This window comes from Pseudorhodobacter sp. (genome assembly GCF_030452865.1).
Taxonomy (GTDB): domain Bacteria; phylum Pseudomonadota; class Alphaproteobacteria; order Rhodobacterales; family Rhodobacteraceae; genus Pseudorhodobacter.
The window spans coordinates 1-10,199 of the sequence record NZ_JAKDLJ010000097.1; the positions used below are offsets into that span (position 1 = coordinate 1).

Consider the following 10,199-nt stretch of genomic DNA (forward strand, 5'->3'; position numbering starts at 1 on the left):
CGCTGCCAGAATCCCGCGCGCGTCATAGCCGTGGTGGCTGTAGAAATTCTTGTCTTCAGCGCTGATGAAGGCGTGTTTCACCAGATCGGGGATTTCGTCGCTGCTGGCGAAAATCCGGCGTTCCTTGGCGAATTCGTCCATCATGTTGCCTTCACCGGAATAAATCCGGCTGATGGTCGGCGGCGCGTATTGCGCAAGGCTTTCATGGCTCGGCAAATCGCGGCTGTACATATAGAAAATCGCGCCGATCGACAGGGCCACAAACAGCAACCCCAGCGTCAGCAAGGTGAATATCCCGCCGAAGAATGAACCGATAAACCTGATCAAGCCGTAATCCCCACAGAAACGAACACCGAAAACCCAACCGGGAACCCCACAGAAAGCCTCATGGTCCCGCCGCTTCCTATATACAGCATCTGGGGGGCGGTCAAAAGGTTCACCACCCTATCAAGGCATCTTTTCGCGCAATTTCTCTTGAGCGGTTACCGGGAAACTACCGCTTTTCGCGCCTGGCAAGGACAGCCTCCTCGGCTACCCAAGCCATCAAGCCGGTGCGCAGCGCAGTGATCATCCGCGCGCGCCATTTCGGATCGCTCAATCGCGTGCGGTCACTGGCCGAGGATAAAAACCCCAACTCGATCAGGATCGACGGGATATCGGGGCTTTTGAGCACCGAAAATCCACCGGATTGAATGGGATGCCGATGCATGCGCAAGCCCTCGGCCTTGATCGCAGCTTTCAGGCTTTGCGCCAGACGGTCAACCTTGGGCGCGGTCTTGGCGCGCGCCATATCCATCAAAACGGTGGCAATCAGATCATCCTGTTGCGTCAGATCCACCCCGGCCAACAGGTCGGCGCGGTCGTGGCGTTCGGCCAAAGCCTTGGCTGCAAGGTCGGTCGCCTCATCCGACAAGGTGTAAAGCGTGGCGCCATTTGCCTCCCCTTCCGCCAACGCATCAGCGTGAAGCGAGATCAGCACATTGGCACCAGCGGCGCGTGCAACCGAAATCCGCGCTTCCAGTGGCACGAAAACATCATCGTCGCGCGTCATCACCACCAGAAAATCGCCGTCACGCTGCAAGGCATCCTTCAATTCCCGCGCGAAGGTCAGGGTCAGCGCGGCCTCCTGCACGCCGTCACTTTCGGCACCAGGGTCAATCCCGCCGTGTCCCGGATCAAGGACCACCACGACCGGTCCCTGCCCCGGAACCACGGCCTTTGGCACATCGGCAGGTTTCGGCAAGGCCCAGTCTGCCGGCTCCGGGCGTTCGGCCTGAAGGGCAAAGGCTTCCGGTTCCGCTGGGTCAAGCCGGACCACGATTTCCGCAAGACCATCAGCCGTGTTCATCGCCGCCTTGCTGACAGTGAATGGCCCGGTCAGTTCCAGCACCAGACGCGACCAGCCGGGGCGGAACACCCCTGCGCGCAGGTCCGATACCCGGTCGGTCAAGCGCGGGATGGTGGCGATCTGGCTCCAGTCCACCTCGCGCGTGTCCAGCACAACACGCGGCGGCGACGCCATAACCCGGACCCGCCATGGCACCGGTTGTGACAGCGAAAAGCGCAGCGATATCCCGCGCCCGTCGTCGGAAATCACCGAAGCTGCGGGATCCATCCGTGCCAACGCCGAAAGCCCCTGCGCCGAAGCGGGAGAGAGCAGGAGCATCAAGGTCACAATTGCCGTCAAAAGGCTCTGCATCATCTGCCCTTTCCAGTTGCCTTGTTATTCAGGCTTTGCCGTCGGATGTAAATTCACGGCTTGCTGCGCGTAGACATGAAATGCTGCAACCGCTTCAGCCCGTCGCTGATTTCGGCGGTACTGCGGGCATAGGAAAACCGCAAGGTTCGCGCCCCCCGGACCGGATCGAAATCCAGTCCCGGCGTCACCGCCACCCCGGTTTGCGTCAGGATTTCGGACGAAAACGAAAGACTGTCATCGGTCAGGTCCGAGACATCGGCATAGACATAGAACGCACCATCGGGCGGCGCGATCCTAGCAAAACCCGCCTTGGGCAAACCGTCGAGCATCAGGCGACGATTTTCCGCGTAAATCGCGCGGTTTGCCTCCAACTCCTCGATACAGTCAAGGGCGGCGAGCGCCGCGATCTGGCTGGCATGGGGCGGGCATATGAACATGTTTTGCGCCAGACGCTCGATCACGCGCACATGATCCGTCGGCACCACCATCCAGCCGACGCGCCAACCGGTCATGCTGAAATATTTGGAGAACGAGTTGATGACGTAGACATCATCGCTGATTTCCAGTGCCGAGGTGGCGCGATCACCGTAATGCAGCCCGTGATAAATCTCATCCGAGATGAAGGAAATCTTGCGGTCCGCGCAATGCTCGATCAGGTCAGAAAGCGCCGCGCGGTCCAACATCGTGCCCGAAGGGTTGCCGGGGCTCGCGACGATCATCCCGCTGATATCGACGTTTTCCAGATCGCCCGGCACCGGTTGCAGGCGATTGCGGGAACTGGTGGGAATACCCACCGGATGCAACGACAATGCCCGCAGGATCTGGCGGTAGGACGGATAGCCCGGCTCCCCAAGCCCGACCTTTTCACCGGCATCGAACAACGCGGTGAAGGCGAGCAGAAACGCCGCCGAAGACCCGGAGGTGACAATCACCCGTGCAGGATCCAGCGTCACGCCGTACCAGTGCAGGTACAACGCCGCGATCCCGGCACGCAGTTCCGGCATGCCAAGGGCGACGGTATAACCAAGCGGGCTTGCCTCCATTGCCTTTGCCAAAGCGAGGCGCGCGCCTTTCGGGGCCGGGGTGCCGGGTTGCCCCACTTCCATATGGATGACGCTGCGGCCCGCGGCTTCGGCGGCGCGCGCCTGTTCCATCACATCCATCACGATGAAGGGATCGACCACCCCCCGGCTTGAAACACGCATGTCGCCCCCGCTATGCTGTATATGTCACGGGCAAACGGGTTGCCCTGCCCCTTGCAATCAGGCATGCGGGCCGAAAGGTCAACCATGACCCGCGTTGACTGCGCGGGTAAACGGAGCAGATGAATGACGAAATTGATTGCCACGACGGCGCTTGCAATAGCAATGGCGGCAGGCATTGCCACCCCCGGCCTTGCCGAAAAGAACATGACCGATGCCGAGCGCACCGCTTTTCGCGCTGAAGTGCGCGCCTATTTGATGGAAAATCCCGAAGTATTGATGGAAGCCATCGGTGTGCTGGAGGAAAGGCGCAACAGCCAAGCCGCCGCCGACGACATAGCCTTGCTGAAAACCAATGCGGATGAGATTCTCAACGATCCGGCAAGCTGGGTCGGCGGCAACCCGGACGGGGATATCACGGTGGTCGAATTCATGGATTACCGCTGCGGCTATTGCAAAAAAGCCTTTGATGACGTGGCGGAACTGATCTCCTCGGATGGCAATATCCGGTTCGTTGTCAAGGAGTTGCCGATCCTCGGTGAGCAATCGGACCTTGCCTCGCGTTTTGCGGTGGCGGTGCTGCAAACTGAAGGCGCCGATGCCTATGAAAAGGTGCACAACGCCCTGATGAAACTGCATGGCGACATTACGCCGGACACGTTGAAGACGGTCGCACAGGAAAACAGTGTTCAGGACATTGCCGGAGTGATGGCGGCGATGGACAGCGATGCGGTGAAATCCGTGATTGCCGCCAACCTTGCGCTGGCGCAACGGCTGGACGTGAACGGCACGCCGACCTTCGTGATCGACCAGACTCTGGTGCGCGGTTATGTGCCGCTCGATGGCATGCGGCAGATTGTTGCAGGGCAGCGCAAGGGGTAACCTCGCTTCTTGATACCAGCGCCGGGGGGCCGACCCCCCGGACCCCCCGGGATATTTTTACAGAGAAGACTGTAACGGGCAAAACATTCCTTTCTCTGTCACGAAATGAATGCCCGAACCGGAATTCCGCAGGTTTCTTATCGAGGTGTGAGACCCATTTGCTGCAGCCTTGCTTGCGGCACATGGTCGTTTCCTATTTGCTCCTGACGAGTTTCATATTCATTTTTTTCGTCTTTGTGGAACTCTGCTTCAACCGTCGTTGTCGCAGCGCTGGCAGTGTAGTTCCAAACGGGTGGACAGGCATGGCGATCCGGCTCCCGTCTGGATCCGGGCCAACGCGAACCACATTGATGACGGCCCCGGCCGAGGCTCGGGATCACTCTCGAGGTCGAATGACCGCTCACCCGCTCCGCCGCGCAACTCCCTGACCGTCGCCGCAGCGGCTTTTCTCAATCGATTCGAGGCAGACCAAACGGGCGCGCCCGCCGCCGTGATCCACTTGACGATAAAACTGGAACAGCGCGATCCGGGTTTGGGCCGGACCTGACCGGGCGATGACGTGATCAACCCGCGCAGCGTCAGCAAAATGGTGGGCCAGGGTTGGCGGCGGGCCGCGTTGGCAAACCGCCGCTCCGTCACCAACAGGTTGCCGACTGTCCGTGCCACCCCTGCCCCGGTCCTGCGCCTGCGACGGGTGAGAAAGTCCAGACCACTCTCGTCGGTTTGCGCGGCATAGGGGACAGGATTGATCTTCGGTTCCCTTGGCATCACCGGTTTGAGGTTGTTCACTTGGGCAACGGTTTCCACGCACTGCCCCGAGGTCTTGCCATCGACGGAACGGCTCTTCAGCTTCGTCAGGGTTTGGCTATCAACGGCGTATCGCGCGATCACAGTGAGGATGCCACCATAGCCGTTGCACGCCAGATCCTCAAACACAGCGGCGGCGACAAAGACGGGTTTCGGCCATTCCAGAACAATAAAACAAATAACGTGACCGGTTGCCGTAATCCTGAGCCGGAACCCAAAAAAAGCGGATCTCATCAAGGCGGTGTCGCAAAAAGCGCCTGAAAGATCACAGGCCGAATCCATTTACGCAAGTCGGAACTTCGCTCACAGATAGTTTTCGGTGGCAAGGCCGACCAAATCTATTTCCCGACGGATTCCTTCAACAGGTCGGCCTGCATGCGCCCGTATTCACGGGGAAATTCGGGGCCGAAGAATGAACAGATTTAGCACGACCTCAGTGCTACGTCTCATTTCCTAGTCTCTTAAGGGGATCGCCAGGTATAATGTCGCCCATTTTTAACACGATGAAATCACTGTGGTTACGCGAGATCAAGCGGCGGCAAACTGCGCGAGGGTTTCGCATTGCGCCCAAAGATTTGCACCATCCTGCATCGCCAGTAGATACGCGGGTGGGATACCGCTCTGCCCCTGAATACCATGCGCCGCACCCATCACCGCGCCGATGATGATCGCGCGTCCGGCGCTGTCGCCACCGGCGCGGATATTGACCTCCACCGCGTCGGCGAAACTGCGCGCGCGCGTCAGGATATGGAAGGCCAGCGGCAGGCCCATCGGCAGGTGGCAGGCGCGGCCGGTTTCTGCACCGAAATCGACGGAACTGGCCGGGCTTTGCAAGGCATTGCGCAGGCTCTCGCCCAAAGTACCGCCCGCACCTGTTGCGATGGCTTGCAACGCCTGCGCTACGGGTGTTCCACCCAGCACCATCGACAGTAACGCGGCAAACGCCATGCCATAGTCCAGCGCGGCATCATTGACATTGGTGATCCGGATCGCTCGGGCCACCGTTGTCGACAGATCGGACGCGCCGAGGTTTGCGACCACAATCGCGGGTAGCGTTGCAATGGCAGGAAGTTGATCGTCATCAATGCCCGAAGGCTCAGTCTGGCCTGCCGCAAGATTGGCCAATGTGCCGCGCGTCGGTCGGTCTATATAGCCGACATAGGCACCGCCGGGGCCAAAATACGCGGCATAGGCGGCCTGAAAGGCGGCATCGTCAAACCGCCCCGCCGACGCAATCATGCAGCGAGTCGCAAGAGACAGCACTTCACCATATTGGCTGAGCGCCCCATTCTTGCGGCTGCCATGCGCGAAATAGCCGGGGACGCCGTTGTAATTTGCGGGGTCAACCGGGGTGAAGGCCGCAGCACCGCGCGCGCCCACGACTTCGGCGATGCGCGCAGGGTCATATAGCCAATGCAGACCAAGGCTGGCGGCATCGGCGGCAAGGGCACCCATCAGGCAGGCAGCGGAATTCTGCGTCGTCATCGGATGAAATCCTTTTGCATTCGGATGAAACCAACCATGCACGGGCCCGCCCGTCAATCAGAAGGTCAGCGTGATGGAGGTTTCCGTCATCTCCACTTCCAACCGTCGCCCGCATTTCTGCAACAATGCCGGCAACAGGGCAAAATGCACCTGCGCGGGCGTCAGGTCAGGCGATTTGGTGGTCAGCGCGGACCAGAGCTCCACTTCAATGCGCAACCGTTCCGCCGCAGCGGTGACCTGCCATCTTGCGCCCTGCTGGCTGACCGTGATCTTGCCGCCATAGGCGAGCGCGGAGTCGCAACACAGGATCGCCAGAAACGCGAGCTTCGCCGCATCGCGAGACACGTCGGCATCGGTTTGCCACTCATATCTTGTGCGCGCGCCCTGGCTGACATCGCTCAGAACCTTGGCAATCTCTGCCCGACCAAGCCCTGCTGTTCCCGACTGCCCGAAAGCGATCCGAAAGAAGCGGATACGGGCCGCGGCCGCCGCGACACTTTCGGCAATCAGCGTCAATTCGGGCGAAACCGGCCCCGCTTCCATCATCAAAAGTTCCACCCCATTGCCGATCGCGCCGATCGGGCTGATAAGGTCATGGCAGATACGCGACCCGAGAAGGGCGGCAAGGTCTGTCGGATTGGTCATGGCTGGTCCTGTCTGGAGGGGAAGTTGAATTCAATTCTTGAACCGGGGATGATCGTGCGGCATCCGCAGCAACCCGATTGGGGTCTGGGGCAGGTGCAATCGCGCATCGGCGACCGGATCACAGTGAATTTTGAGCATCAGGGCAAGGTGGTGATTGATGGGCGGTTCGTGTTGTTGGAGCCGGTTTTCGGTGCGATATGAACAACCTACGGACGTGGGACAGGTTTTACAACCCATGAGTGTGTTGCAACCACGCGATGCCGGCCCTAGGTAAGCGCAATCGGTTCGAAAGGGGCAAGATGCAAGGCGATGACGGTCATTTCACCCTACGTCTGGCGCATGACGAGCGGGATCTGGCCGCCGCGCAGCGGTTGCGCTATGCCGTTTTCGTTGAAGAACTCGGGGCCGCGGGCGCGATGGTCGACCATGCGGCGCGGTTGGAACACGATGCGTTCGATGCGATTTGTGACCACCTGCTGCTGATCGACACGCGGCGCGATGCGGCGGCGCTTGATGATGTTGTGGGGGTCTATCGCCTGTTGCCCTGCGCGCGGTTGGCACCTGGGCAACGCTTTTATTCCGAGTCGGAGTTTGACATCTCGGTGTTGCGCCGCTCTGACCGCAAGTTGCTGGAACTGGGCCGGTCCTGTGTACATCCGAACTATCGCGGCGGCAGCGCAATGTTGCTTTTGTGGAATGCGCTCGCGGATTATGTGTTGGATCACGGCATTGAGATCATGTTCGGCACAGCCAGTTTCCACGGCACCGACCAGGCCGTCCTGGCGCAGTCGCTGGCCTATTTGTACCATCACCATCTCGCCCCCGAATCCTTGCGCGTTTGCGCTGTTGGTGACGCGGCCCGGCGGATGGATGCGACCCCCAAGGCGTTACTGGATCGGCGCGCGGCAATGTTGGCGACCCCAGCACTGATCAAGGCCTATCTGCGCTTGGGCGGTTTCGTCGGCGATGGCGCTTATGTTGACCATGCGTTCAATACCACCGACGTTTGCCTTGTGATGGATACCGCGCAGATGTCGGCACGGCATCGGCGCTTTTATGAGCGCAAGCACGGGGGCCGGGGATGACCGACTGGCGTGACGCGGAGCCTGCCACGGGGCCAATCTCGCTGCGGGGTTGGGTCTTGGTCATTCTGCGGATTGTTCCTTTGGCTACGATTATTTACGGCGGATTGATCATCCTGATTCTCGCACGCGCAATTGAGGCGCCGCTATATGGAGCCGCGCGTCCCATCACGCCTTATATAACCCAAGGCGTCTGTAAGCTGACCTTGGCGGTTATGGGGATCAAACTGGCGCGTCAGGGCAAAGCGATGCGGTTGCGCGGGGCTTTGGTGGCCAACCATGCCTCATGGCTCGATATCTTCGTGCTCAACGCCTGTGACCGGGTGTATTTCGTCGCGAAATCCGAAGTATCGGCCTGGCCGGGAATCGGTTGGCTGGCGCGTGCGACGGGGACCGTCTTCATTGCCCGCAACCCGGCAGAGGCAAAGCAGCAGCAACAGATATTTGAGGATCGCCTGCGCGCCGGACACAGGCTATTATTTTTCCCCGAAGGCACCAGCACGGATAGTATGAGGGTTTTATCATTTAAATCAACGCTTTTCGCGGCTTTCTTTACGCAAGATATGAAGAGTGAAATGTATATTCAGCCGGTCTCTCTGCGCTATATCAGTCCGGATGGCGTCGACCCGCGGCTTTATGGCTGGTTCGGCGGCATGGATTTTGGGCCGCATTTCCTTTGGATCCTCGCCCAGCCCCGGCAAGGGCGGGTGGAGGTGGGGTTTCATCCGCCCGTGGCAGTGCATGCGTTCAAGACCCGCAAGGAATTGACGGCGCATTGCGAAGCTGTGATCCGGGCCGGGTTTGAAGCGGTGTCACGCTAAAAGAGCCAAAAGCGCCTTCAAAGCCGCATTTGGGTTGTCCGCCGACCAGATCTCTGTGCCGATGCCGAAGAAATCGGTGACGGGGCCGAATTTCGCCACCAGATCGGCGGTCAAGGCACCTTCCGCGACGACCGGCACTTCGATCATCTCCGACCACCATTCGAACACGTCGAAATCGGTGGAATGACCATCGCCGAGCGTGCTGGCACCCACCGGGCCAAAGGCGACATAATCCGCGCCGGCTTCCGCCGCCGTAATGCCCTCATGCCGACTGGTGCCGCAAAATGCGCCGATGATCGCATCCGCGCCCATTTCAACCCGGAGCTTGCGGATGTTCTTGCGGCTGTCGGTCAGATGTACGCCATCAAGTCCAAGCTGGCCTGCGAGAACCACATGATCTTCTACCACGATGGCGACATCGCGGGCATGGGCAATTTCGCGCAGCGCATCGGCGGCGCGGGCCAGCGCATCCTCATCCCGCGCAGCGAGGCTGAGGCGCAGGCACGCGATATCATGCGCGTCCAACACGGATTTCAAAATTTCACCAAAGGGGGCAAGATCCAGCACCGGCGGGGTGATGAGGTAGATTTGCGGGCGCTCTGCGTCGGCCATGTCGATGCTCCTGATGTCAGCGCCCGCTTTAGCGCAGATTTTCGGGCTTGGCTACTTGGGCGGGAGCGAATTTACAAAGGAAAGCGAGAGCGAAAGGAAGGCGGCGCGTTGCGTGTCATCCTGCAGCGCGTCCATGTCGCATTCGACAAAGCCTTTCATCTGGCGGTCTTTGCCCATGCACATGGGCGATGCACCGGCAATGGCGAGGGCCGTGGCGTAATCATCCGGCGAGGTGCGAAACAGCGCGCCATTGGGCTGTGCGCCGCAAAGCATGTTGCCATGCAGCATGAAGCAAAGCGCGCCGAACATCTTTTTCTCCACCACCGGCAGCGCGGCCAAATCATTTCGCAAAAGCTGCAAGGCGTCTTCATTGTAGGCCATCGGCTTCCCTTTGCTTGTCATCGTGCAGGGGCGAGCGTATCAGGCGCGGGATATCGCGCAAAGAGGACCGAAGCCGATGACTGACTCCATTCCCTTCGCTGATCGGGTTCCGCCGGTGTTTGTGCTCGTGCGTCCGCAGATGGGGGAGAATATCGGGGGTGCTGCGCGCGCGATGCTGAATTTTGGTCTGGAACGCTTGCGCGTCGTAAATCCGCGCGATGGGTGGCCCAGCCCGAAAGCGGTCGCGATGGCATCGGGCGCGGGGCGGCTTTTGGAGACGGCCGGGCCATACGACGATGTGCAAGCGGCGATTGGCGATTGCGACTATGTTTTTGCCACCACCGCGCGCGGGAGGGAGTTGACCAAGCCAGTGATGACGCCAGAGGCCGCGATGGTGCGGGCGCGGGGGTTGATTGCCGCGGGCAAGAAGGTCGGGTTTCTGTTCGGGCCGGAGCGGGCGGGGTTGGAAAATGAAGATCTGGTGCTGGCCAATGCGATTGTGACGGTGCCGGTGAACCCGGAGTTCCCCAGCCTGAACCTTGCGCAATGTGTGTTGTTGCTGGGCTATGAGTGGCAGCGGCAG

At 60.1% G+C, this 10,199-nt stretch carries 13 protein-coding genes; 5 read left to right on the plus strand and 8 right to left on the minus strand.

The window, feature by feature from the left end:
• The 3 genes from L0H65_RS07875 to L0H65_RS07885 form a co-directional block, all read right to left on the minus strand.
• On the minus strand, nucleotides 1-327 hold a 327-nt coding region (locus tag L0H65_RS07875), incomplete at its 3' end, for a transglycosylase domain-containing protein (RefSeq protein WP_301458314.1).
• A gap of 166 nt (nucleotides 328-493) precedes the next feature.
• Nucleotides 494-1,699 carry an N-acetylmuramoyl-L-alanine amidase gene (locus L0H65_RS07880; protein ID WP_301458333.1) on the minus strand — a complete coding sequence of 402 codons (1,206 nt, stop codon included), beginning with the start codon at nucleotides 1,697-1,699 and terminating at the stop codon, nucleotides 494-496.
• A 53-nt stretch (nucleotides 1,700-1,752) separates the two neighbouring features.
• Nucleotides 1,753-2,904 carry a pyridoxal phosphate-dependent aminotransferase gene (locus L0H65_RS07885; RefSeq protein ID WP_301458315.1) on the minus strand — a complete coding sequence of 384 codons (1,152 nt, stop codon included), beginning with the start codon at nucleotides 2,902-2,904 and terminating at the stop codon, nucleotides 1,753-1,755.
• Between the two features lie 123 nt (nucleotides 2,905-3,027).
• On the opposite strand from L0H65_RS07885, the gene L0H65_RS07890 reads away from it, so the two are divergent.
• The gene (locus L0H65_RS07890; protein ID WP_301458317.1) at nucleotides 3,028-3,783 is read left to right on the plus strand and encodes a DsbA family protein; all 756 of its coding nucleotides are present in this window, start codon (nucleotides 3,028-3,030) and stop codon (nucleotides 3,781-3,783) included.
• Between the two features lie 249 nt (nucleotides 3,784-4,032).
• Here L0H65_RS07890 and L0H65_RS07895 read toward each other — a convergent pair whose 3' ends face one another.
• The 3 genes from L0H65_RS07895 to L0H65_RS07905 all read right to left on the minus strand — a co-directional run bounded on the left by L0H65_RS07895 (nucleotide 4,033) and on the right by L0H65_RS07905 (nucleotide 6,720).
• On the minus strand, nucleotides 4,033-4,824 hold the full coding sequence (locus L0H65_RS07895; protein ID WP_301458319.1) for a hypothetical protein: 792 nt from the start codon (nucleotides 4,822-4,824) through the stop codon (nucleotides 4,033-4,035).
• Between the two features lie 294 nt (nucleotides 4,825-5,118).
• A complete protein-coding gene (locus tag L0H65_RS07900) occupies nucleotides 5,119-6,075 on the minus strand; it encodes an ADP-ribosylglycohydrolase family protein (protein WP_301458321.1) in 957 nt (318 codons plus the stop codon).
• Between the two features lie 57 nt (nucleotides 6,076-6,132).
• Nucleotides 6,133-6,720, minus strand: a complete 588-nt coding sequence (locus tag L0H65_RS07905) for a histidine phosphotransferase family protein (RefSeq protein ID WP_301458323.1) — start codon at nucleotides 6,718-6,720, stop codon at nucleotides 6,133-6,135.
• 48 nt (nucleotides 6,721-6,768) lie between these two features.
• Between L0H65_RS07905 and L0H65_RS07910 the strand changes: the two genes are divergently transcribed.
• The 3 genes from L0H65_RS07910 to L0H65_RS07920 all read left to right on the plus strand — a co-directional run bounded on the left by L0H65_RS07910 (nucleotide 6,769) and on the right by L0H65_RS07920 (nucleotide 8,623).
• Nucleotides 6,769-6,921, plus strand: coding sequence for a DUF3553 domain-containing protein (locus tag L0H65_RS07910; protein ID WP_301458335.1), 153 nt, complete (start codon nucleotides 6,769-6,771; stop codon nucleotides 6,919-6,921).
• Between the two features lie 98 nt (nucleotides 6,922-7,019).
• Nucleotides 7,020-7,805, plus strand: a complete 786-nt coding sequence (locus tag L0H65_RS07915) for a GNAT family N-acetyltransferase (protein ID WP_301458325.1) — start codon at nucleotides 7,020-7,022, stop codon at nucleotides 7,803-7,805.
• The gene (locus L0H65_RS07920) at nucleotides 7,802-8,623 is read left to right on the plus strand and encodes a 1-acyl-sn-glycerol-3-phosphate acyltransferase (protein WP_301458326.1); all 822 of its coding nucleotides are present in this window, start codon (nucleotides 7,802-7,804) and stop codon (nucleotides 8,621-8,623) included. The genes L0H65_RS07915 and L0H65_RS07920 overlap by 4 nt, the downstream gene beginning before the upstream one ends.
• On the opposite strand, the gene L0H65_RS07925 is transcribed toward L0H65_RS07920, so the two are convergent.
• The gene (locus tag L0H65_RS07925; RefSeq protein ID WP_301458328.1) at nucleotides 8,615-9,235 is read right to left on the minus strand and encodes a thiamine phosphate synthase; all 621 of its coding nucleotides are present in this window, start codon (nucleotides 9,233-9,235) and stop codon (nucleotides 8,615-8,617) included. The genes L0H65_RS07920 and L0H65_RS07925 overlap by 9 nt on opposite strands.
• 51 nt (nucleotides 9,236-9,286) lie before the next feature.
• Nucleotides 9,287-9,616, minus strand: coding sequence for a TfoX/Sxy family protein (locus L0H65_RS07930; protein WP_301458329.1), 330 nt, complete (start codon nucleotides 9,614-9,616; stop codon nucleotides 9,287-9,289).
• A gap of 76 nt (nucleotides 9,617-9,692) precedes the next feature.
• Here L0H65_RS07930 and L0H65_RS07935 point away from each other — a divergent pair.
• On the plus strand, nucleotides 9,693-10,199 hold a 507-nt coding region (locus tag L0H65_RS07935; RefSeq protein WP_301458331.1), incomplete at its 3' end, for an RNA methyltransferase.

What these genes read in the sequence shown, in the direction of transcription:
- L0H65_RS07880 (WP_301458333.1), bottom strand. Translation starts at nt 1,699, where the DNA reads ATGCAGAGCCTTTTGACGGCAATTGTGACCTTGATGCTCCTGCTCTCT.
- L0H65_RS07885 (WP_301458315.1), bottom strand. Translation starts at nt 2,904, where the DNA reads ATGCGTGTTTCAAGCCGGGGGGTGGTCGATCCCTTCATCGTGATGGAT.
- L0H65_RS07890 (WP_301458317.1), top strand. Translation starts at nt 3,028, where the DNA reads ATGACGAAATTGATTGCCACGACGGCGCTTGCAATAGCAATGGCGGCA.
- L0H65_RS07895 (WP_301458319.1), bottom strand. Translation starts at nt 4,824, where the DNA reads ATGAGATCCGCTTTTTTTGGGTTCCGGCTCAGGATTACGGCAACCGGT.
- L0H65_RS07900 (WP_301458321.1), bottom strand. Translation starts at nt 6,075, where the DNA reads ATGACGACGCAGAATTCCGCTGCCTGCCTGATGGGTGCCCTTGCCGCC.
- L0H65_RS07905 (WP_301458323.1), bottom strand. Translation starts at nt 6,720, where the DNA reads ATGACCAATCCGACAGACCTTGCCGCCCTTCTCGGGTCGCGTATCTGC.
- L0H65_RS07910 (WP_301458335.1), top strand. Translation starts at nt 6,769, where the DNA reads ATGATCGTGCGGCATCCGCAGCAACCCGATTGGGGTCTGGGGCAGGTG.
- L0H65_RS07915 (WP_301458325.1), top strand. Translation starts at nt 7,020, where the DNA reads ATGCAAGGCGATGACGGTCATTTCACCCTACGTCTGGCGCATGACGAG.
- L0H65_RS07920 (WP_301458326.1), top strand. Translation starts at nt 7,802, where the DNA reads ATGACCGACTGGCGTGACGCGGAGCCTGCCACGGGGCCAATCTCGCTG.
- L0H65_RS07925 (WP_301458328.1), bottom strand. Translation starts at nt 9,235, where the DNA reads ATGGCCGACGCAGAGCGCCCGCAAATCTACCTCATCACCCCGCCGGTG.
- L0H65_RS07930 (WP_301458329.1), bottom strand. Translation starts at nt 9,616, where the DNA reads ATGGCCTACAATGAAGACGCCTTGCAGCTTTTGCGAAATGATTTGGCC.